Source organism: Photorhabdus aegyptia (genome assembly GCF_000612035.1).
GTDB classification, from domain to species: Bacteria; Pseudomonadota; Gammaproteobacteria; order Enterobacterales; family Enterobacteriaceae; genus Photorhabdus; species Photorhabdus akhurstii.
In genome coordinates this window covers 90782-111820 of sequence record NZ_JFGV01000004.1, presented here as the reverse complement: position 1 = coordinate 111820, position 21039 = coordinate 90782, and the positions used below count along the sequence as shown (strand labels likewise).

Annotated in this window: 18 protein-coding genes; 8 read left to right on the top strand and 10 right to left on the bottom strand. The window is 42.5% G+C overall.

Features of this window, described 5'->3' with window-relative positions; all coding sequences use genetic code 11:
• Nucleotides 1–310: 310 nt before the first annotated feature.
• The 8 genes from iolB to BA1DRAFT_RS02395 all read right to left on the bottom strand — a co-directional run bounded on the left by iolB (nucleotide 311) and on the right by BA1DRAFT_RS02395 (nucleotide 12276).
• Complete coding sequence (gene iolB, locus BA1DRAFT_RS02430; protein WP_036775823.1) at nucleotides 311–1138, bottom strand: 5-deoxy-glucuronate isomerase; 828 nt, start codon at nucleotides 1136–1138, stop codon at nucleotides 311–313.
• Between the two features lie 47 nt (nucleotides 1139–1185).
• Entirely contained in the window at nucleotides 1186–2076 is an 891-nt protein-coding gene (iolE, locus tag BA1DRAFT_RS02425) for a myo-inosose-2 dehydratase (RefSeq protein WP_036775821.1), read from the bottom strand.
• Between the two features lie 40 nt (nucleotides 2077–2116).
• Nucleotides 2117–4021 carry a bifunctional 5-dehydro-2-deoxygluconokinase/5-dehydro-2-deoxyphosphogluconate aldolase gene (locus BA1DRAFT_RS02420; RefSeq protein ID WP_036775819.1) on the bottom strand — a complete coding sequence of 635 codons (1905 nt, stop codon included), beginning with the start codon at nucleotides 4019–4021 and terminating at the stop codon, nucleotides 2117–2119.
• A 75-nt stretch (nucleotides 4022–4096) separates the two neighbouring features.
• A complete protein-coding gene (locus BA1DRAFT_RS02415; protein ID WP_036775818.1) occupies nucleotides 4097–5230 on the bottom strand; it encodes a Gfo/Idh/MocA family protein in 1134 nt (377 codons plus the stop codon).
• Between the two features lie 398 nt (nucleotides 5231–5628).
• Nucleotides 5629–7338 carry a solute:sodium symporter family transporter gene (locus BA1DRAFT_RS02410; RefSeq protein WP_036775816.1) on the bottom strand — a complete coding sequence of 570 codons (1710 nt, stop codon included), beginning with the start codon at nucleotides 7336–7338 and terminating at the stop codon, nucleotides 5629–5631.
• 125 nt (nucleotides 7339–7463) lie between these two features.
• Entirely contained in the window at nucleotides 7464–8450 is a 987-nt protein-coding gene (gene iolG, locus BA1DRAFT_RS02405; protein WP_036775815.1) for an inositol 2-dehydrogenase, read from the bottom strand.
• A gap of 363 nt (nucleotides 8451–8813) precedes the next feature.
• Nucleotides 8814–10748: a 3D-(3,5/4)-trihydroxycyclohexane-1,2-dione acylhydrolase (decyclizing) gene (gene iolD / locus BA1DRAFT_RS02400; protein WP_235200944.1), complete on the bottom strand. Its 1935-nt coding sequence runs from the start codon at nucleotides 10746–10748 to the stop codon at nucleotides 8814–8816.
• A 16-nt stretch (nucleotides 10749–10764) separates the two neighbouring features.
• Nucleotides 10765–12276 carry a CoA-acylating methylmalonate-semialdehyde dehydrogenase gene (locus BA1DRAFT_RS02395; RefSeq protein WP_036775812.1) on the bottom strand — a complete coding sequence of 504 codons (1512 nt, stop codon included), beginning with the start codon at nucleotides 12274–12276 and terminating at the stop codon, nucleotides 10765–10767.
• A 303-nt stretch (nucleotides 12277–12579) separates the two neighbouring features.
• Here BA1DRAFT_RS02395 and BA1DRAFT_RS02390 point away from each other — a divergent pair, with 303 nt between their 5' ends.
• The 6 genes from BA1DRAFT_RS02390 to BA1DRAFT_RS02365 all read left to right on the top strand — a co-directional run bounded on the left by BA1DRAFT_RS02390 (nucleotide 12580) and on the right by BA1DRAFT_RS02365 (nucleotide 15920).
• Complete coding sequence (locus BA1DRAFT_RS02390; RefSeq protein ID WP_036775810.1) at nucleotides 12580–13413, top strand: MurR/RpiR family transcriptional regulator; 834 nt, start codon at nucleotides 12580–12582, stop codon at nucleotides 13411–13413.
• 210 nt (nucleotides 13414–13623) lie between these two features.
• Nucleotides 13624–13980, top strand: a complete 357-nt coding sequence (locus BA1DRAFT_RS02385; RefSeq protein WP_036775809.1) for a hypothetical protein — start codon at nucleotides 13624–13626, stop codon at nucleotides 13978–13980.
• A gap of 144 nt (nucleotides 13981–14124) precedes the next feature.
• Nucleotides 14125–14460: a tRNA-binding protein gene (locus BA1DRAFT_RS02380; RefSeq protein WP_036775807.1), complete on the top strand. Its 336-nt coding sequence runs from the start codon at nucleotides 14125–14127 to the stop codon at nucleotides 14458–14460.
• 56 nt (nucleotides 14461–14516) lie between these two features.
• Nucleotides 14517–15224 carry a helix-turn-helix domain-containing protein gene (locus tag BA1DRAFT_RS02375; protein WP_036775806.1) on the top strand — a complete coding sequence of 236 codons (708 nt, stop codon included), beginning with the start codon at nucleotides 14517–14519 and terminating at the stop codon, nucleotides 15222–15224.
• A 67-nt stretch (nucleotides 15225–15291) separates the two neighbouring features.
• The gene (locus BA1DRAFT_RS02370) at nucleotides 15292–15579 is read left to right on the top strand and encodes a type II toxin-antitoxin system RelE/ParE family toxin (RefSeq protein WP_036775804.1); all 288 of its coding nucleotides are present in this window, start codon (nucleotides 15292–15294) and stop codon (nucleotides 15577–15579) included.
• 14 nt (nucleotides 15580–15593) lie between these two features.
• The gene (locus BA1DRAFT_RS02365) at nucleotides 15594–15920 is read left to right on the top strand and encodes a HigA family addiction module antitoxin (protein ID WP_200868754.1); all 327 of its coding nucleotides are present in this window, start codon (nucleotides 15594–15596) and stop codon (nucleotides 15918–15920) included.
• Between the two features lie 82 nt (nucleotides 15921–16002).
• Here BA1DRAFT_RS02365 and BA1DRAFT_RS02360 read toward each other — a convergent pair whose 3' ends face one another.
• Nucleotides 16003–17541 (bottom strand): peptide MFS transporter, encoded by a 1539-nt coding sequence (locus BA1DRAFT_RS02360; protein ID WP_036775802.1) that lies wholly within the window; start codon nucleotides 17539–17541, stop codon nucleotides 16003–16005.
• A 724-nt stretch (nucleotides 17542–18265) separates the two neighbouring features.
• Nucleotides 18266–19207, bottom strand: coding sequence for a Kdo(2)-lipid IV(A) acyltransferase (locus BA1DRAFT_RS02355; protein WP_036775800.1), 942 nt, complete (start codon nucleotides 19205–19207; stop codon nucleotides 18266–18268).
• Between the two features lie 283 nt (nucleotides 19208–19490).
• Here BA1DRAFT_RS02355 and BA1DRAFT_RS02350 point away from each other — a divergent pair, with 283 nt between their 5' ends.
• Both BA1DRAFT_RS02350 and trhO read left to right on the top strand, forming a co-directional pair.
• Nucleotides 19491–19727, top strand: a complete 237-nt coding sequence (locus BA1DRAFT_RS02350) for a DinI family protein (RefSeq protein ID WP_036775799.1) — start codon at nucleotides 19491–19493, stop codon at nucleotides 19725–19727.
• 253 nt (nucleotides 19728–19980) lie between these two features.
• The gene (gene trhO / locus BA1DRAFT_RS02345; RefSeq protein WP_036775797.1) at nucleotides 19981–21039 is read left to right on the top strand and encodes an oxygen-dependent tRNA uridine(34) hydroxylase TrhO; all 1059 of its coding nucleotides are present in this window, start codon (nucleotides 19981–19983) and stop codon (nucleotides 21037–21039) included.

Here is a 21039-nt window from a genome sequence, read left to right as displayed (position 1 = left end):
GCGCAGCGCAGGCAGCGTTTGGCAAGGTTGTGCTCTACCAACTGAGCTATGTTCACTGCCGCGCAGCGCAGGCAGCGTAGAAAGATGCGAGCTGGATAGTCGCCGCCGCTGGAGAGTTCACTGCCGCACAGGCAGCTTAGAAATCAGGAAACGAAAAATTCAACATTACGTTCGTGTTCACTGCCGCACAGGCAGCTTAGAAAATATGATTATAAAGGATTTAGACTTGTAGATCGTTCACTGCCGCACAGGCAGCAGCGCACTCGATTGAGTGCGCTAAAAAAGCAACCTATTTTCTGTTCGATATGCATCAATTGATATGCTTTTGTGCATATTCTTCACTATTAACCCATTGATGGTCTTTTTCCCAGGTAAATAGCCATTTGCGAGTTGGTCCTGCCATTACGTTGAGATAATAGTTGTCGTAACCGGCAATGGTTGCCACTGGGTGGTAGCCTTTGGGCACCATTACCACATCTTTGTTGTAAACAGCCATTGATTCATCCAGTGAACGGTCATCGGTATAGACGCGTTGCATGCAGAACCCTTGAGAAGGGTTCAGGCGATGGTAATAGGTTTCTTCCAAATAGGTTTCCTGTGGCACATTGTCGGTATCGTGTTTATGGCTAGGGTAGGAACTGGTACAACCTTCATCGGTAAAGACTTCAACCACCAACAAGCTATTAGCAGGTTTATTATCCGGTAGGATGTTGTGAACATAGCGTCGGTTGTAGCCATTGCCACGTTGTTCTGCATCAATATCCTGTGGCGTAATCAGTCGAGTCGGGTAGCTTCCTTTACCCGGCGCTTGGCATACCGCGAGTTCAAGTGCGGTATCGGCAATAATTTCAACAGATTCCCCCGCAGTGATGTAAACAGCATAAGGTTTTTTGCGTTCAAATGGCTGCATGCGATCGCCAATATGTTCAAACCGTTGATGTGGCGTAGTCACTGTGGCTTTGCCTGCCACCAAAACCAGACAGGTTTCATTTTCTGATGCGGGTAAGGTGGTTTTTTCACCCGAAGCTAACTCATAAACATCAAAATGGACATACTTCCAGTTTGCTGATTCCGGCGTGATATGTTGAGTTCGTTTGTTTTGATCCGGTGCATGATATTTTGATAATAATTTGGACATATTATCTACCCTCAGTACTATTTTTGCATGAATCAGGTTGTGATTAATTAAAACAATTCGGCATCTCTGGCAAACTTGCGTAAATTGTTATAACCCATCGTTGCGTAGGTGAATGGGTGAGCAATAGCAGGATCTTGTTCTGCTTCAACTACCAGCCAGCCTTCATAATTTTGTTTTTTCAACACTTGAAAAATTGCCGGATAATCAACACAACCATCTCCCGGCACCGTGAATACACCACTCAGCACCGCATCAAGGAAACTGGTTTTACGGTTTTTTATATCGTTGAGTACATCAGGACGGATGTCTTTACAGTGAACATGATTAATGCGTTTTGCCCAGCGTTCTGTGACAGTCAGTGGATCAGCGCCAGCAAAGGTCAAATGACCGGTATCCAGCAATAATCCAACTTCATCACCGGTATTTTCCATCAGATGATTAATATCTTCCTCAGTTTCAATAACCGTTCCCATATGGTGGTGATAAGCAATCTGAACACCTTGTTTTTGGGTGTAACGGGCAAATTCAGTCAATTTTTCACCATATTCTTGCCAGCGGTTAGCTGGAAATTGAGGGCGAAGATGGACTGGTTTATTTTGATCGCCGTGAATGCAGTTTGTCACTTCCGCAAAGACCATGACATTAGCTCCCAGTTCGCGTAGCAGGGTCAGGTGAGGTTGTACCGCCTTAATCTCTTCTGTTACTGAACGGGTGAGTAATTTGCCAGAGTACCAACCAGATACCAGCATGAGATCGTGGGCGGCAAGAATGGGACCCAATACGTTGGCCTGACGAGGGAATTTATTGCCCAATTCAAAACCGGCAAAACCTGCTTGGCGGCCTTCTGTTAAGCAGGTTTCCAGTGGTGTGTCCGCGCCGAGAGTGGGTAAGTCATCATTAGTCCAGGTCAGAGGGTTGATACCAAGTTGAACAGCCATGATGGTGCTCCTAGTTGAATAAAATAACTTTATTATGTTGCTATCCGCGCTGACGCCATAGGCTAATCAGGTTGTGATAGTTGGTTTTTATTTTCTGGATCAAACGGTTATCATCAATCTCGTTTTTTAGCCATTTTAGGGATGGTTGACCAAATAGGGTTCTTCCGACTGCAAAACCTTTGACGATAGATTTGTCGGCTGCGGCATTGAAACCTATTTCCAGCTCTTCTTGTGAAGCGTCGAGGCCAAGAATAACGACGCCACGGCAATAGGAGTCTCGTTGCTGGATGAGATAGTTAATGTTGTCCCAACTTTCAGAACTGAGAGGTGGGAGTTTCCACCAATCCGGTTTAACGCCAAGGTTATAAAAGCGTCTAAGTGCGCGAATATAGAACTCATCTGAGTGTTTCATTTCCGCAGGTAGAATCACTTCCAGTAAAAGTTCGTGACCAGATTTACAACATGCGGCATAAATTTCCCGAACTTTTTTCTCTTGTTCCAGACGGAGTGGGTGAGCGTCTTCTGGATGGAAAAACACCAGACATTTGACGATGTGTTCAAGCGGCCAGTCAATAAGTTGGGAACCGATGTTGCCATGTTCCAGACAAAGCGGGCGAGAGCCAGGTAGCTCAATTGGGCGGCCTATCCACCAACCTTGACCGGTAATTTCGTTTAAAACATCCTGACCAAAAGTGCTGTCACATAACAGGCCTATTTTTCCTTGTAATCCCGCTTCTGTGGCAACTTCTCGGCTGGCGCGCAATAGAAGTTGTTTTAATGATGAAATACGCTTGATACTGGCATTCGCTTGTCGGGCTAATTCGATAAATTGAATACGATGATCAAATGCCATGACGCACAGTTCGTCCCATTGATTTTTACGGGTGCTGATACGGTGAAGGTGATTAAGTGTTTCATCCAAATCAGGGCGTAGTATTTGATTGGCGCGTGATAGGTAGTTATCAAGCTCTGCTTTATCTGGCATTGCCGGTGCGCACCCATGACGAGAAACGACTAATGCGCCACAAGCATTAGCGTAGGTACAGGCTTTTTCCCAACCTTCGTTATTGAGATAGCCGCGTAACAGGCCGGACATAAAAGCATCCCCTGCACCGAGTACGTTAAGCACATCGACACGAACGCCTTGTATGGTAATGCCATCATTCAAATCATTAGGGATTTCAGCGGTAAAAACAGAGCATCCCAGTGCTCCCCGTTTGCAAACCAATGCAGCAGACGTGAGTTTACGAATGTTGCGTAGTGCTTCGATAGTCTCTGTGGAACCACCGGCAATATGGAACTCTTCTTCTGTGCCGACAATAAGGTCAAATAGTGATAATACTTCCTGTAACTGAGCTGTTACCTGTTCCGATGCGATATAACGTGTTTCACCATCTCCCAGAGAAGTTAATCCCCAAAGTACCGGGCGATAATCAATATCCATGACTGTTTTCACACGGTTGCGGCGGGCGTAGTTGAGGGCCGTCAGCACCGCATCGCGAGTGTTAGGATGAGAAAGATGTGTTCCGGTGATTGCCAGACAACGGGCTGATGCAATGTATTCTTCACTGAAATCGTCACGGGTAATTGCCATATCAGCGCAGTTATCACGATAGAAGATCAGAGGAAACGTTGTTTTATCTTTGATTCCTAGCAGCACTAGTGCCGTAAGGCGTTCTTTATCAATAGTTAGATGGCTGGTATCACAGCCAACACTTTGTAACTCTTCCCTAAGGAAACGTCCCATATGCTCATCACCGACTCTGGCGAGCATGGAGGATTTAAGCCCCTGGCGAGCGGCGCCATAGGCAACATTACCGGAAGAACCGCCAAGATATTTTGCAAAACTTCCCATGTCTTCCAGACGTGCTCCGATTTGTTGGCCGTAAAGGTCAACGGCGATTCGTCCCATGCAGATGACATCAAATTTTTTTTGCTGCTCCATTGAACAATTCCTTATAAGTACAAACATCAAGTGTCGCTATGATGAGCTCCGACAGTGGAGCGTTGATAAGAGGGATTAATTAATTTCAGTGACATTCACCCAACGTTGTTCTTGGTAAGAACGAGCAATGGCATCCAGAATACGTGAGACTTTCCATCCTTCGGTGAAATCCGGCCATATCTCTTTATTGCTGGCGATGCCATTGATCAAGTCTCTGATTTCCACTGCTTTTTGATCATTGAAGCCGATGCCGTGACCTGCTCCGTGACAGAATGGTGCATAGTCAGGATGTTCCGGTCCAATAAGAATAGTTTTAAAGCCTTGGCGGTTTGCCGGTTCATCGTGACGGTAAAGTTTTAGTTCGGCCATTCTTTCTTGTGTGAAGCTCAAAGCGCCTTTTGTTCCTGTAATGGTGTAGCTCAAACCCATTTTGCGACCGCAAGCAATACGGGAGGTTTCAATAATACCCATTGCTCCGCCGCTGAAACGTACCATAGCATGTGCTTGATCTTCGTTTTCTACGGCAACCATAATGCTAGAGCCGGTTTTTTCCGGGCGTTGTTTGATGACAGTGGTCATGTCTGCGCAAACAGTTTGGATATCACCAATCAGGTACTGCGCCATATTGATGATATGAGCAGCAAGATCGCCTAATGCGCCTAATCCAGCTTTATCTTTGAAACAGTGCCAATGGATAGGGGTGAATGGATCGGCCATATAATCTTCGTTATGCGTGCCGTAGAAGTGAATGACCTCACCTATTTCACCATTTGAAATGATCTCTTTAGCCAGTTGTGCGGTAGGGTTTTTCATATAGTTAAAACCAACTAATGTTTTCACTCCGGCTTTTTTGGCGGCTTCGACCATTAATTTTGCATCAGTTGAGTTTAGTGCCAGTGGTTTTTCACAATAAACATGCTTGCCATGTTTGATCGCTTCGAGAGCCATCTCTTTATGAAGGAAATTTGGTGAGCAGATATCAACAACATGAATATCGGGATCTGATACTAATTTGCGCCAATTATCAGTAAAGCGCCGGAAACCTAATTGTTCAGACCGTTTTGCTGCGAGTTCAGCAGAAACTTCCGCTACCATTTCACAAACTAGTTTGCCTGCTAGAGGGAAAACAGTAGGCGCTTGTGCATAAGCAATGGCATGCGTCCGTCCGATGTAACCAGTACCGATTAGGCCGATACGAATCTCTTCCATATAGCTGTTTCTCCGAATAAAAGCGGATAAGTCGTTTGTTGTTGCTTTAGTGTTTGCTAGTTAACCTCGGTTGTTGTCGTATACCTGTTATAAGAAACATTTGTTTCATTTTCAATGTAAATGAAAATATTAATTTCAAGTTGTGATCTGATAAGGGTTTTTTAGCTAACATCGCGTTATATAGGGTTAATTTTCTAGTGAATTAGGTACTATTCAGAAGTAAGAACAGGAAAAATAGAATATTAGAATTTTTGTTTCATGTATGGGTTGGTATATATGAATGTATTTTTTAGCAAAAGGAACCGCTATCCCCCCAGGATTTCCTCTTTCAAATATGGGATGCAGGGAAATCCTGGTAGTGGGTTATGCTGATAATAATGTTGGAGTCATAAAGTTAGCTAATTATCTTTATTCGATTTTTGCGGCGTACTATTTATTACAAGTTTCCTAAATAGTGTTTTACCTATCTGGTATAGCGCATAAGATAGTATTAATGCAGCGAACGAATAATAAATAATCATGATTGCCTTGGGAACATTATGTGCGAGAAATACATACATAGAAATTGAGCACAGTGTAATTAACCATGCAACCGGTTTCACCATAGACCACGGCGTAATATTTACCTGTTCGGTATAAACATCTTCAAATGGTTTGGCTGGAAAAAAGTAGCCAATAGCCAACATGAAAATAACATTAAGAACAAATAAAATGCCAACCAGGTGAAAAAAGTGCAGATTAATTTTTAAAATGAAATTACAGATAATATAGGCAGACATACCGAATAATAGGCCAAGTTTAGCGGCAATAGGCGGTACTCGTTTAGTCATCAGGCCGACTAATACCACACTGAGAATTGGTGCATTAAAAATCCCCTGTAATTGTTGAATGAGATAGAACAGACCATCCGGTGCATTAGCGACTAACGGTGCGACGATCATAGTGATTAACGCTAACCCGATCCCCAGATATTTACTCATGGCGACTGTTTGAGTTTCGGTGGCATTTTGGTTGATTCGCTGTTTGTAAATGTTGACGATGAACAGCGTCACAGATGAATTAAGTCCTCCGCTAAATGTGGAAAATACGGCGCCAACGACTACTGCGGCAAAGAAACCAACCAATACTTCCGGCAGAATTAAATGGACTAATTCTGGATAGGCGTTATCTGGATTATCTATTTGTCCTTTGAAAATATGGAAAGCAATAATGCCGGGTAGAATAATAATAGACGGCATAATGAGTTTAAGTAAAGCACACAACATGACGCCTTTTTGTCCTTCCGCTAGATTTTTTGCACCAAGGGCTTTTTGAACAATGGATTGGTTGGTACACCAAAAAAACATATTGGAAACAATTAGGCCGGTAAATAGCGTGGAGAAAGGAACTAGAGAATCTTCACTGCCGATGGAGTTAAATTTATCAGGATTAGATTGATAAACTTCAATTAATCCTTGCCAGGCATTGCCATTGCCGACATAGAGTAGGGCAAAAATAGTCACCATTAACCCGCCAACGATTAAGCCAATGCCGTTAATAGTATCTGCGGCAGCAATGGCTTTAATACCACCAAAAATAGCATAGACAGCACCTAATCCACCAACGCCCCAAACCATAATCCATAATGCCGTAGTTTTATCAATACTGAATACATTGGAAACCTGGAATAGACTTTCCAATGCAATTGCACCGGTATACAGCACAATAGGGAGTAGTGAAATGATATACATAGCCAAGAAAAGAATGGAGGTAATAAGCAGCGTATTTTTATCAAATCGGCGTTCAAGGTATTCCGGGATGGTTGAAATACCGAGTTTCAGATATTTAGGCAGAAAATAAATAGCAAATAGAACGATTGTTACAGCGGCTATCACTTCCCAAGCCATAACGATAAATCCGGCTCGGAATGCTAATCCATTCAAACCGATTAAATGCTCTGTGGACAGGTTCATCAATAACATAGAGCTACCAATATAAACACCAGTGAGAGATCGTCCGCCAAGAAAATAGCCTTCAGTAGATTCTGTCAGACGAGCATTATGGGTTTTGTAATAAGCGAAGCCAGCCACTAATAGGGTAAAACCAATAAATGAGAGAAAAGCTAACATACTATCCTCCAAGCCTGATTGACTGTTTTCAGGCAGCAATATGCTGACGGGAAAGCGGCCTTTCCCGTTTTTATGATGAAAATAAATGTAAGTCAGTTAGTTTTAGTTAGAGATGTAGGGCTGTTTTATAATTTGATTTCTTTCCCTAATTGCAGAGATTCGAATGCTTTATCAGACAGATAAAGTGCTTGTTCGCCATCGGCGCCACTACATTCTGGCGTGGCGCGACCAGCCATGACATCGACAAAATGGTCCCATTCAGCAATGTAGGCTTCCCGGTAACGTTGCAAGAAGAAATGCTCTGGCTTGGCTGTTAAACAACCACTGTTTTCCCAGAGTTCAACGCTGTTTTCTTTAATATTACCTGCGCTAAGCAGCCCTTTTTCACCATGTAATTCAATCCGTTGGTCATAGCCATACCCGGAACGGCGGCTATTGGTAATGGTTGCCATTGCCCCTGATGGGAATTTCATAACGATAAAGGCGGTATCGATATCACCTGCTTGCCCAATAGCTGGATCAACTAGATTGCTGCCTTGAGCGTAGATCGAACAGGGTTCCTCACCGATAATAAAACGTGCCATATCGAAGTCATGTATTGTCATATCCCGGAACATACCACCAGAAACTTTGACATATTCAGCAGAAGGAGGAGAGGGATCACGGGAAATAATCAGCAGAGATTCGGCTTTTCCTATTGCGCCGGCGTCAAATAGTGTTTTTACTCGGCGGAATTGCGGATCGTAACGACGGTTAAAGCCAACAAATAAGGGAACCTGATACTGTTTAACGGTTTCAAGGCAATGACGAACACGTTCAATATCAAGATGAACCGGTTTTTCACAGAAGATTTTTTTATGATGTTTTGCTGCGAGTTCGATCAGGTCTGCATGTGTATCTGTTGCTGAGGCGATAAGAACGCCATCTATTTTAGGGTCGGACATTGCCTGTTCAATAGTTTGTCTTTTTGTTTGATATTTCTGTACTAAAAGTTCAGCACTTTTCTGATGTGGATCGACAACGGAGTAAAGAGAAGTTTCTTTATGATGAGAGATATTTACCGCGTGTACTTGTCCAATTCGTCCGGCGCCAAATAATGCAATGTTGAACATGGATGCTCCTTGATACCTAGGTATCTGCTTATGAGATACTTTAAAATATATCAAATAAAACATTTATTTCAATTTTTAAATATTTGGAAATTATATTTTTGAGTGCGGCGTAGCATTTTGTTAATAACAATATTAAATTTGTGTTAATTAGATCACGTAAAGTAAGATTTATGCTGGATGATTTTGGGTATTTATCTTTTAAAAACAAATTATAATATGCATTAGACTAGGTGGTTGCTACGTTTGGTCATAGAGATTGAGGGAAGAGAAAAAGTCATTCGTTTTTAGAATAAGAATTTCAAAACTAGCATTAAAATGATTAGAAAAGGGAAAATGGCCTGCTGTCTTACAGGCCATCACTTTTTAATATTGGCGTACTTTGGTTGCAACCATCTCCTTTATTTTCTTTGCGGCAGATTCTATAGCTGGATTTTTCGCTACTTGCGCAGTGCCTATTCGCCACCATGATTCATAATCATGCGTCATCGTTTTAGGCAGCACTTTGATATCTATGAGTACCGGTACGGTCTGTTTTTGGGCTTTCTGTAATGCGTCAAGCAGTTGTCGCTCATCGTGGACTCGGTAACTTTTGCAGCCGTAGCTTTCTGCATTTTTGGCGAAGTCGACTTTAATCAGTTTGCCATCCATGTTGCCGCTTTCTGGGTTCCGGTAACGATTTTCTGTTCCGAAACTGCCCATCCCTTGGCTCATTTGTAGATTATTGATACAGCTGAATCCCGCGTTATCAAACAGCAACACGATGATTTTGATATTTTCCTGTACTGCGGTTTGCAGCTCTGAATGAAGCATCATATAAGCGCCATCACCGACTATGGCATAAACCGGTTGGTTGGGACAGGCTAGTTTAGCGCCAATAGCAGCGGCTATCTCATAGCCCATACAGGAATAACCATATTCAAGATGATAGGTATCCGGTTGTTTGGGTTGCCATAATCGCTGTAAATCGCCAGGAAGGGAGCCTGATGCGCCAACAATAATCGCTTCTGGCTCAAGATATTTGTCTAATAATCCCAATACCCTGGTTTGTGGCAGGCGGGTTTGTAATGTCTGGCTGTACTCTGCCAATTTATCATCAAGATGGCCGGGAATTTCTGGTGTGAAATCTGCCTGATACTCAATGTCGAACAGACGATTTAACTCTTTTCTCCATCGTTCCCGCGCTTGATGAATCTCATCTTGATAACCACTGCGATAATGCAATTGAATAAGTTGTTCTGCAATAGCGTTTAACCCTGCTTTGGCGTCTGATACAACAGGGGTTGCATCCAGTTTACAGGCGTCGAATTCCGCTACGTTGATAGTGAGAAATTCAACTTCTGGATGTTGAAATAGCGATTTGGATGCCGTGGTGAAATCACTAAACCGGGTGCCAACGCCAATAATCAAATCGGCTTCTTTGGCTATCAGGTTGGCAGCAAGACAGCCGGTTGTGCCTAAACCGCCACAATTAAGGGGATGGTCGGCAATTACGGCGCTTTTACCTGCCTGTGTTTCAGCAAAAGGAATATTGAAGTGTTCTGCGAATTGACGAAAAGCGTTATGTGCTTCTGAATAGCGCACCCCGCCACCGCAGATGAGCAAGGGTTTTTTCTTGCGGCTTATGAGTCCCACGGCATCGTTAATCATGGCGATAGAAGCAGGGCGGCGTTCAATGCGGTGAATTCGTTTTTGAAAGAAATAGTCAGGAAAATCCCAAATCTCGCCTTGAACATCTTGTGGCAAACAGATTGTGACGGTACCGGTATCCGCAGGATCGGTTAGAACTCGCATCGCATTAATCATAGCGCTCATTAGTTGTTCTGGTCTGGAGATACGATCCCAGTAACGAGAAACAGGGCGGAAACAGTCATTGGTGCTGATAGTATAGTCATGGAACTGTTCAACCTGTTGTAAGACTGGATCAGGCTGACGGCAGGCGAAGAGATCTCCGGGTAATAACAGCAGAGGAATGCGATTAGCTGTGGCAGTTGCCGCAGCGGTTACCATATTGGCGGAGCCAGGGCCAACAGATGATGTTACGGCAAAAATCTGTTTGCGTTTTTTCTGTTTAGCAAAACCTGTGGCGATATGGGCCATACCTTGTTCATTGCATCCCTGGTAAACGGTTAAGTGACCGGGATCTTGCTCCAGCGCTTGCCCTAATCCAACCACATTACCGTGACCAAAAATGGTAAAGATTCCTCTGATGAATGGATATTGTTCTCCGTCTGCTTCCACATATTGCTGGTTCAGGAATTTCACCAATGCTTGAGCTGTTGTCATTGTTGATTTGCTCATATTACAGAACTCCATTTTATTCCATTATTGGCATCACAAAACTACTGGAATGATGTTCTAATCTGATACTTGCCGGCCAACGGCTGGTGACGGTTTTCATGCGAGTGTAGAAGCGAACGCCATCATTACCGTGAACGTTAAGTGGACCAAAAATCGAGCGTTTCCAGCCACCGAAGCTGTGGAAAGCCATTGGCACCGGAATGGGAATATTGACGCCTACCATACCTGCTTGTACATCTTCGCTAAACTGGCGAGCAGTTTCTCCGTCGCGGGTGAATATCGCGGTACCATTACCATATTGATGGACGTTAATTAATGTTAATGCGGTGGCATAATCGGGTACACGGACAATTGATAGAACGGGGCCGAAGATCTCTTCTTGATAGATTTTCATCTCTGGCGTGACGTTATCAAATAGCGTCGGGCCAATAAAATAGCCATTTTCATAACCAGAAACCTTGAGTTGACGGCCATCAATTAACAGACTAGCCCCCTGTTTTTCGCCACTATCGATGTAATCACAGATTTTAGCTTGGTGTTGGGCAGAGATAACGGGTCCCATATCGTTTTCTTTCGTTGCGACAATACCGGGACCAACAGATATTTTGCTGATCTGTTGACGTAATTTTTCAATTAATGCATCTGCCGTTTCATCCCCAACCGCCAATACAACAGACAATGCCATGCAACGTTCGCCGGCTGCGCCAAAAGCCGCGCCTGTAATAGCATTGCTGGCTATATCAAGGTCGGCATCTGGCATCAGAATACAGTGATTTTTTGCACCACCCAGAGCCTGACAGCGTTTCCCGTGAGCTGAGGCGGTAGTGTAGATATATTCAGCGACAGGAGTCGAGCCAACAAAGCTGACAGCTTGTACACGTGGATCTGTTAGTAGTACATCAACGGCTTCTTTATCGCCGTTGACAACATTAAATACGCCATCGGGTAAACCGGATTGTTTAAGTAATATTGCTAATTCAATCGCGAGAGAAGGATCTTTTTCTGAAGGCTTCAATACGAAAGTATTCCCTGTCGCTAATGCGATAGGAAACATCCACATAGGAACCATTGCCGGGAAGTTGAAAGGGGTAATGCCGGCACAAACGCCTAAAGGCTGCATTAATGAATGGCTGTCTATACCTGTTCCGGTATTAGCTGAATGTTCACCTTTTTGTAGATGAGGAATGCCACAGGCAAACTCAACCACTTCCAGACCGCGAGTTAATTCACCGATGGCATCTGAATAGATTTTTCCATGTTCTTCTGAAATCAATCGCGCCAGTTTGTCTATATTGGTTTCCAGTAATGTCTTGAACTGGAACATGACACGAGCACGTTTGAGAGGTGAAACCTTAGACCATTCACTGTAAGCCTGATGAGCGGCTTCAATTGCTTGTTCAACTTCATGGGCTGTGCTTAATGTTACCTGGCGTATCTGTTTTCCCGTCGCTGGATTAAAAACTGGAGAAAAGCGGGTGCTATGACTAGGAATGAGTTGCCCATTAACGTAATTCTGTACTTGTTCCATTCTGAGCCTCTTTTGCGGATTTGATGTTAGTACTGAATCAGAAACTTTGATAATAGGTATATGAAATATTTATTTTATTTTCAATATGATTTGGAATAAAAGGCAATTAGTGTGATCAGAGTAAAGTTTTTATGAATTACCGATAATTAGGTGACTAATTAGTTGTTAATCAATATAGTGATAATAATAAATCATTACAATGAATGGATTATGTGTTTCATTTTTAACTATAAAAATGAAATATGATTCAGCTTATACTGCAAAACGATTACAATTGCTGGCGATAAATTTTATGGGGGATTTATGTCTGTCGCATCGAATCTGAATGAGTTTCAAGAACAAGTCCGTTCACGCTATAGTGAATTGAGTAAACGCCTGCAACAAGTAGCTCGATATGTACTGGATAATACCAATAGTGTCGCTTTTGATACTGTTGCTGTGATTGCCAAAGAAGCTGATGTACCTCCATCAACATTAATTCGTTTCGCTAATGCGTTTGATTTCAGTGGTTTTAATGAAATGAAACAGCTATTCCGCATGCATATGGTGGAAGAAACCGCCAGTTATGCAGACCGGGCCAGGTTATTTCGGGAATTGGATGGCGAACAGGAGCCGCCGGAAGACCCTCAACATATTTTGCAGGAATTTGCTCGTTCAAATGTGCAGGCTATGCAACAGCTAGCTGCCAGGACGGCCCCTGAAGATTTAAGGAACGCCGTAGACTTATTGGCTCAAGCTAAGAATATTTACATTATTGGACTGCGCCGTTCTTTTAGTGTGGCGGCTTATCTTTCTTATGCATTGAACCACTTGGAATGTCGCCCTTTACTCGTGGATGGTTTGGGAGGAATGTTTAGGGAGCAGATTAATTTAATTGGGGAAAAAGATGTTGTCGTTTCAATCAGTTTTACCCCTTATGCAGAAGAAACCCTGATGGTCAGTGAACGGGCGGCGAAAGCCGGGGCAAAACAGATTGTGATTACCGATAGCCAGATTAGCCCGCTTGCTAGTTTTAGTGATGTTTGTTTTGTGGTTAAAGAAGCACAGGTGGATGCATTCCGTTCTCAGTCTGCTACGTTGTGTTTAGTGCAATCTTTGGCAGTTGCTCTGGCTTATCGGCAAGGAAACCCGATTTAATTATCTTGTATTTCTGGATTAATTTTATTAATGACTCATAGCCCGCATATTTTGGCGGGTTAATTTTAACGTGCTGCTAGAAGCTCAATTTCAATAAAATATAAACCTGATGTGGATAATCCTCTTGTTGTGTCTAAATGCTATTGATTCCTATTGGCAATAATTATTTAATGGTTGTGCGAAGTTATGGTTTTGAAGAGGGACAATAGGATGATTAAAGGATCGTGTTACGTTTTTGCTGTTTTATCTGCAATTTCTTTCCAGGTATTTGCCTCAAATTTTGATTATAAAAGCGATATTCCAGTTGATAATAAGCCATCTGAGGAGTATTTAAAAAAACGGGAAAATCTTAAATCCGAGTATTGGGATGTGAATGAACTCATTGCAGATAATCAAGCGGCGGAGAAACGGGAACTGGCAAGGCAGTTACGAGAAGATGAATCTAATCGGAAGAGTCGAGAGTTTAATGATCGTGTCAATGAGAAAATCCGTCAGGATATTGAACGTGCGGCGCGTATTAAAGAGAATAACGGTATGACCAGAGATAACTTTTTTGATCGGGAATAACCGTGACTTAAAGCAACTCGATAGTGAAGTGAATGACCTGTCGGGAAAAATAGGCAGTTTGTCGACAATTATTGGCGCTCTTTCGAAAGAATTTTCTCCAATAGCATGTGAATATAATCACTTCGCACTAAAGGAGAAGAATATATGGAACAAATCGAGTGGGCTGACTTTGAAAAAGTTGATATGCGGGTTGGCACAGTTATTTCAGTAGAATTGAATCCTAAAGCCAGCAAACCTGCCTATAAATTACAAATTGATCTTGGCGAGTTGGGCGTTAAAAGCTCAAGCGCCCAGATAACTGTGCATTACACACCTGAACAATTAATTGGTCGTCAGGTCCTTTGTGTATGCAATTTTCCACCAAAACGGATTGCTGGTGTTAAATCAGAGGTGTTGTTAACCGGCTGTATGGATGAAAAGGGTGCGGTGGTGATCGCAGAATTTACTCTTCCTGTCCCGAATGGTCATAAATTATTGTAAACCACGCTATTTTGTTGTCGAATAAATGGAGTGTATTTTAATCAGCGACAATAAATATGGCTGTTCAATTACCTTCATTACATTTACGCCGGTATTCTGCTGAAACTATTAGCCATAGCCACCAAGGATTATGGCAGTTCGTTTTTGGCTATAATGGACAACTTGAATTAAACGTAGAAGGGCAACAAAGTACCGTTGGTTTTGGAAGTGTTGTTATGATCCCGCCGGATGCGAAACACAGCTTTTTCGCTGGTGGTGAAAATCAACAATTGGTGCTGGAGCTGCCTTCGGCACTGTTTAATCAATTACACAGTGATTCTTTCTGGCAACCATTACCTGATTCTGCTCTTGCTCTTATTAAGTGGTTGCATGATTACCCACAGCCACCCGCTAATCACGCAGATGCTGCCCGTTTATTACTCGCTCAGCTACCACAAGTAGGTTCGTCTTCAACGTTGATCGCCAAACTGCATCAGGGGCTTGTTAGGCGTCTGCATGAGAAAGTGACGGTAATGGATATGGCTGATATTTGCTCAGTATCTGCCAGTACCTTGCGTCGTAAGCTTTTTATTGCAACAGGAATGAGTCCAATGGCTTATTTGAAAACGTGCCGGATGGAATTTGCCTATAATCTGTTGGTTTACAGTGATAGATCTTTGGCTGACATCGCTTTTCTGTCTGGTTATGCCTCCCAGTCAGCTTTTACCTTTGCATTTAATCAACATTATGGTTGTACTCCAGCCAGATTGCGTAAAGCCAAATGATATTTTCAGCATTTTATGACTTGATGCACAACATGATTGTGCGTAATATACAAACAACGAGGATGTTATGGCTGTTGAATTCAGGGATAGATGGCTAGAAAGATTTTATGAACAAGATTTACCGCACAAATGCATACCTGCATCTTTACAGCGTGCGTTATACAGAAAACTACAAATTTTGGATGCTTCGGTTAAAGAGGCTGATTTAAGAATCCCTCCGGGGAACCATTTTGAATACTTGAATGGCTATTTGAGGGGATGGTGCTCAATAAGAGTGAATAAGCAATATAGGCTTATTTTTCAATGGATTGATGGTATTGCGGTTGATACATATCTGGATCCTCATAACTATTAAACTGAGGGAAATAAATGATGAGGAATACAAAACGTCGCCCGGCAACAGTGGGTGAAATATTGGTGAGTGAGTTTCTGGCGCCTTTGAATATTGAAATTAATGTGCTTGCGGAAGCTATGGGTGTTCACCGCAATACATTAAGCAGGATTGTGCATGATAAAGGTTCGTTGACCGTTCCTATGGCGATCAAATTGGCGGCGGCTTTGGGGAACACAGCGGAGTTTTGGCTTAATATTCAACACGCTGTTGAACTATGGGATGTGCGTAATCATGCATATCAAGCGGAACTACTGAATGTAAAACAGATAGTTGAGCCATCAGTTGCAACGGCAATGCACTAATGTGTTTGTTTTCAAGAGCACGAATGCGTTGAAGTACGTAAAGCCATCTTATGATGAGATGGCTTTACGTGAGTGATAAGTATTATTGAATTTTCGCTTCTGATTTATCAGCACTATTAAGCAGGCGGCGAATAGGGACAATTAACGCCATCAATACCACTGCACAAATAACCAGAGCCAAAGATACACGGGAGAACAGATCAGGTAGATTGTCCAGTTGGTCAGCGCGCACGTGTCCACCAATCAAGCCGGCAGCTAAATTACCCAAAGCATTTGCACAAAACCACAAGCCCATGATTTGACCACGCATTCGCGACGGGGCCAGTAGCGTCACCGTCGCGAGTCCAATTGGGCTAAGGCACAGCTCACCGAGTGTCAGAAACAGAGAACTTGATATCAGCCAGAAAGGAGAAACGGTTTCACCTGTTGCCAGCACATTTTGCGCAGCCAGAATCATCACGCCAAAACCACCGGCAGCGAACAGAAGACCAATAATGAATTTACTGATACTGCTCGGGTTGATGTTGTTTTTGGCCAGTTTGGGCCAGAACCAGCTGAATACGGGGGCCAGCAGGATAATAAACAGTGCATTAATTGATTGGAACCATACTGTCGGGATCTCAAACCCCATCACTATACGGTTAGTATAATCATTGGCGAACAGGTTAAATGACGTTGGCGTTTGCTCGAATGCAGACCAAAAGAATGCAGCAGATACCAGCAGGATAAAACAGACCAGCAGGCGCGAACGGTCACTACTGCTTAAACCAGCAAACAGGAACAAATAGGCGAAGTAAAGTGTTACACAGGATGAGATCACATAGACCATTGCGCTAGCTACGGCTACCGGATTGAATGGAATTACACCAAGGATTAGCAGAGCAATAATAGCAATGATAGCGATAACAGTGGTAAAGACCCATTTGCCGACGTTTTCACGCTTCACTGTAGGGTGGTCCCAGCTTGAATCCAAACCACCTTCTTTATCATATTGGCGCATCAAAGGGATCGTGTAGAAACGGAATATCAATAGGGCAACCAGCATCCCCAACCCTCCGATACCAAAACCCCAGTGCCAGCCATAGTCACGAACCAGCAAGCCTGTAGCCAGAGGAGCGATGAAGGAACCGATATTAATTCCCATATAAAATAGGGAAAAACCACCATCACGACGTGGATCATCTTTTTTATACAGCGTGCCGACCATGACGGTGACACAGGTTTTAAACAGTCCTGTACCTAATACGATCAGTAATAAGCCAATAAAGAACAAATAATGACTTAAAAAGCCGGAGAGAGCGATAGACAGGTGCCCTAGTGCAATAATGATTGAGCCATACCAGACTGCTTGACGTTGGCCTAACCAATTATCCGCCAGCCAACCACCGGGTAGTGCGGTCAGATAAACACTACCTGCAAAGATACCGACAATAGCCGCGGCCTGTTCACGGGGAATACCCATACCACCATCATAGATGGTTGCCGCCATGAACAAGATCAGCAGTGGACGAATGCCGTAGTAAGAGAAACGTTCCCACATTTCTGTGAAGAACAAAGAACTTAATGGGTAAGGATGCCCAAAGAAAGTTCTGGTTTTTGTATTGTTAATGGAAGATTGCATCTAAGTTTTCCTATAAGACGACACTTTAGGAGTGCAGTGTGTGTGACAAATAAAGCTTTTAAAAAGCTCTTTCAAATTTAGGTTTAGAGCAAACAAAAAAGCCACGTTTTTATTAAATGATGTCATGTCTTGTTAATATATTTTTAACATATTTTTCGGTCAATTTTATTAACAAGTAGGGTATCTCTTACTTATATTCCATTTTTCAGAGCAAAATCCGACATAAATCTCATTTCTCATAATTGATAGGTTAAAATGAAGATAATACCTATTGACTTATTTCCATTTATATTTGATCTCTTTTTATGGAAATAATATTTTAAAATAATAAATTAAGTAATAACGGTAATATATATCCTATTGATTTCAAGATGCTTCGCGGCGGCAAGGGAGCGAATCCCCGGGAGCATAGATAACTATGTTACCGGGGTGAGTGCAGCCAACAAAGAGGCAACTTGAAAGATGACAGGTATATAAGACATCTTTTCAAAGGCTGGTAATAGTGAAGGTTAAGAAAGGTAACGTGATTTGATTGTCAACTTGGTATTTATTATGAAATTTTAGATGAGTCTTGGTTTCTTATATAAAAATTGAAAAGAAATTAAATTAAATTAAAAAGTATAACCTCAGCATTGAAATGGAATAATCAACTATTAGGTTTATTGGGTTGCATGCGAAAGTGATTATGGCTGTTTCCTGGATAAAGAAACAGCCGTTAATAAATTTAATGGACTTTATCAGCTTGCCCGTACAGAGAAGGCATACCCTTGGGTCGGGTTTTAAAACGACGATGTAACCACATGTATTGATCTGGTGCTTGTAAAATTTCCTGTTCTACGACTTTGTTCATGAAAGCAGCCGCTTTCACTTCATCGTCTTTTGGAAATCCTGCTACTGCTGGTTGAATAATCAATTCATAACCTTTTCCGTCAGGCAGACGACGGGGGGTAAATGGGATCATTGCCGGATCAGCGAGACGTACAAGTATTGAAGTGCCGGTGGTTGTTGCAGCATGTTCAACAGCAAATAACGGTGCAAATACACTTTTTCGCGGGCCGTAATCATGATCGGGGGCGTACCAGACAATTTCGCCGTTTTTTAGGCAGCGGATCATGCCCTTGACATCTTTTCTATCCAACATGTATTTGTTGGAGCGCAGTCGTCCCCATGTTTGTAACCAATCCATAACCGGATTATCGTTCGGGCGGTAGACGCCAATGCCTGGATTGAGCAAACCGAGAATACGGGCACCGAGTTCTAACGTCAGGAAGTGGATACCAATAACAATAATTCCTTGCCCGGTAGTTTGAATTTTCTGAATATTTTCTTGCCCAGTCACTTTAAACCAGCGTTCTATCCGCCAGTCAGGCCAAAACCAGGCCATACCTGTTTCAAATATTCCCATTCCGACGGATTCGAAGTTTTTTATTAATAGTGCGTCGCGTTTCTCCTGTGACATATCAGGAAAACATAGCTCAAGATTTCTTTCGGCAACTTTGGCTCGTTTTTTCAGAAAGCGCATAGAAAACCTGCCCAGACGAGTGCCTATCCAGTAAATAACGGGATAGGGGAGCAGAACCAGTAAGTAAAGCAGACAGATACCAAACCAGGTAGGCCAATAACGGGGATGAAGTAGTGAACGTTGAAAAGAAGGTGCTTGTATCATGGATTCTCGGGTTTTTATAGTTCCAATAAGATGGAAAAAATAGTTCCTCTATTGTGACATTTTTTAACGGGATATCGAAGTTTTCAAGCGTGAAATGTTTATGATCTCAATTTTAGTCGATGGTGGTGTGCTTATTTATTATCCCGTTTTGCCATTGGTGAAAGAATGATAGTTCATAATTTACTGATAAATAAAAATTAAAATAGTTTTACAGAGCTATTTACAATTCATGTAGATAATATTACTGTTTATATAAACAGTATTGTTTGTGGAGGGGAAAATTATGCATGTAGAAGTCACCATCGATAAATCTAAAAAACTGCCAAAAGGTGCTGTCCCTGCGCTTGCTGAAGAACTGGATAACCGTCTTAGATGTCGATGGCCTGATATTAAAACCAATGTAAAGCTGGCAAGCCATGATGGGCTCTCTGTTCGTGGCGGCAATCTTGATGACAGGAAAGCCGTTGAAGAGATTCTACAGGAGACATGGGAAAGCGCTGATGATTGGTTCCAGCCCTGATAAGGATTAAGTTACTGCCAGTTAAACCTGCGGGTTGTCGGCTGTTTGACTTATCTATCCTAGTTGCTTGTGTGTAAAAAGCTGCATGCTCAACTAATGGGAGGGAGGCCTCCCGTTTTACTACTGATTTCCTATCGCTGCGTTACAAATGACTACTCGTTGAAAATCATTTTCGTTATCATATTACGCTTGATAGCGGAGGCTATCATTTATACATCCCTATTTTATGACTTGAAATTCAGGAAAGTACACCATGCCAGTGTTACACAACCGCATTTCTAATAAAGAGCTGAAAGAACGTATGTTGGCGGAGACCCAGCCTCGTACTACCATCTCTTTTTACAAATATTTTAATATCTTAGATCCTCTGGCTTTTCGTAACAGCTTGTATCAACAATTTACCGACCTCTCAGTATTTGGCCGGGTTTATATTGCGAAAGAAGGGATCAATGCTCAGATAAGTCTGCCAACTCATAATTTGGAAGCATTCAAGGCGTTATTGTATAGCGTTGATCCTGCATTGAATAATTTGAGGCTGAATATTGCTCTGGATGATGATGGGAAATCTTTCTGGGTTCTGCGTATGAAAGTACGTGACCGCGTAGTGGCTGATGGGATTGAAGATGAAACTTTTGATCCATCAAGAACCGGCGAGTACCTTAAAGCAGAGCAGGTCAACCAGATGCTGGATAATCCTGATACGCTATTTGTCGATATGCGCAATCACTATGAATATGAAGTCGGGCATTTTGAAAATGCAATTGAAATTCCTTCTGATACGTTCCGTGAACAACTGCCAATGGCGGTGGAAATGTTGCAGGATAATAAGGATAAAAATATTGTAATGTACTGCACCGGTGGTATTCGTTGTGAAAAAGCCAGTGCTTATATGTTGCACAATGGCTTTAAAAACGTCTATCACGTAGAGGGCGGTATTATCGAATATGCCCGTAAAGCAAGGGAACAGGGATTACCGGTACGTTTTATTGGTAAAAACTTTGTCTTTGATGAGCGGATGGGAGAGCGTATTTCAGATGAGGTGATTGCTCATTGCCATCAATGTGGTGCGTCTTGCGATAGTCATACTAATTGTAAGAATGAAGGGTGCCACTTGTTATTTATTCAGTGCCGAGAGTGTGCGACCAAATTTGAAGGCTGTTGTAGCGAAGCGTGCAGAGAAGAAATAAGGTTACCGGAAACCGAACAGCGTTCTCGCCGTGCCGGTCGTGAAAATGGAGCTAAAATATTTAATAAATCCCGGCATCGCCTACAGGATGGATTGAGCAGTACTTCAATACAGTCTGTTGAATAA

What these genes read in the sequence shown, in the direction of transcription:
- BA1DRAFT_RS02385 (WP_036775809.1), top strand. Translation starts at nt 13,624, where the DNA reads ATGATTAAAGGATCGTGTTACGTTTTTGCTGTTTTATCTGCAATTTCT.
- iolG (WP_036775815.1), bottom strand. Translation starts at nt 8,450, where the DNA reads ATGTTCAACATTGCATTATTTGGCGCCGGACGAATTGGACAAGTACAC.
- BA1DRAFT_RS02390 (WP_036775810.1), top strand. Translation starts at nt 12,580, where the DNA reads ATGTCTGTCGCATCGAATCTGAATGAGTTTCAAGAACAAGTCCGTTCA.
- BA1DRAFT_RS02375 (WP_036775806.1), top strand. Translation starts at nt 14,517, where the DNA reads ATGGCTGTTCAATTACCTTCATTACATTTACGCCGGTATTCTGCTGAA.
- BA1DRAFT_RS02415 (WP_036775818.1), bottom strand. Translation starts at nt 5,230, where the DNA reads ATGGAAGAGATTCGTATCGGCCTAATCGGTACTGGTTACATCGGACGG.
- BA1DRAFT_RS02410 (WP_036775816.1), bottom strand. Translation starts at nt 7,338, where the DNA reads ATGTTAGCTTTTCTCTCATTTATTGGTTTTACCCTATTAGTGGCTGGC.
- trhO (WP_036775797.1), top strand. Translation starts at nt 19,981, where the DNA reads ATGCCAGTGTTACACAACCGCATTTCTAATAAAGAGCTGAAAGAACGT.
- BA1DRAFT_RS02355 (WP_036775800.1), bottom strand. Translation starts at nt 19,207, where the DNA reads ATGATACAAGCACCTTCTTTTCAACGTTCACTACTTCATCCCCGTTAT.
- BA1DRAFT_RS02370 (WP_036775804.1), top strand. Translation starts at nt 15,292, where the DNA reads ATGGCTGTTGAATTCAGGGATAGATGGCTAGAAAGATTTTATGAACAA.
- iolB (WP_036775823.1), bottom strand. Translation starts at nt 1,138, where the DNA reads ATGTCCAAATTATTATCAAAATATCATGCACCGGATCAAAACAAACGA.
- BA1DRAFT_RS02380 (WP_036775807.1), top strand. Translation starts at nt 14,125, where the DNA reads ATGGAACAAATCGAGTGGGCTGACTTTGAAAAAGTTGATATGCGGGTT.
- BA1DRAFT_RS02420 (WP_036775819.1), bottom strand. Translation starts at nt 4,021, where the DNA reads ATGGAGCAGCAAAAAAAATTTGATGTCATCTGCATGGGACGAATCGCC.
- BA1DRAFT_RS02365 (WP_200868754.1), top strand. Translation starts at nt 15,594, where the DNA reads ATGATGAGGAATACAAAACGTCGCCCGGCAACAGTGGGTGAAATATTG.
- BA1DRAFT_RS02350 (WP_036775799.1), top strand. Translation starts at nt 19,491, where the DNA reads ATGCATGTAGAAGTCACCATCGATAAATCTAAAAAACTGCCAAAAGGT.
- BA1DRAFT_RS02360 (WP_036775802.1), bottom strand. Translation starts at nt 17,541, where the DNA reads ATGCAATCTTCCATTAACAATACAAAAACCAGAACTTTCTTTGGGCAT.
- iolD (WP_235200944.1), bottom strand. Translation starts at nt 10,748, where the DNA reads ATGAGCAAATCAACAATGACAACAGCTCAAGCATTGGTGAAATTCCTG.
- BA1DRAFT_RS02395 (WP_036775812.1), bottom strand. Translation starts at nt 12,276, where the DNA reads ATGGAACAAGTACAGAATTACGTTAATGGGCAACTCATTCCTAGTCAT.
- iolE (WP_036775821.1), bottom strand. Translation starts at nt 2,076, where the DNA reads ATGGCTGTTCAACTTGGTATCAACCCTCTGACCTGGACTAATGATGAC.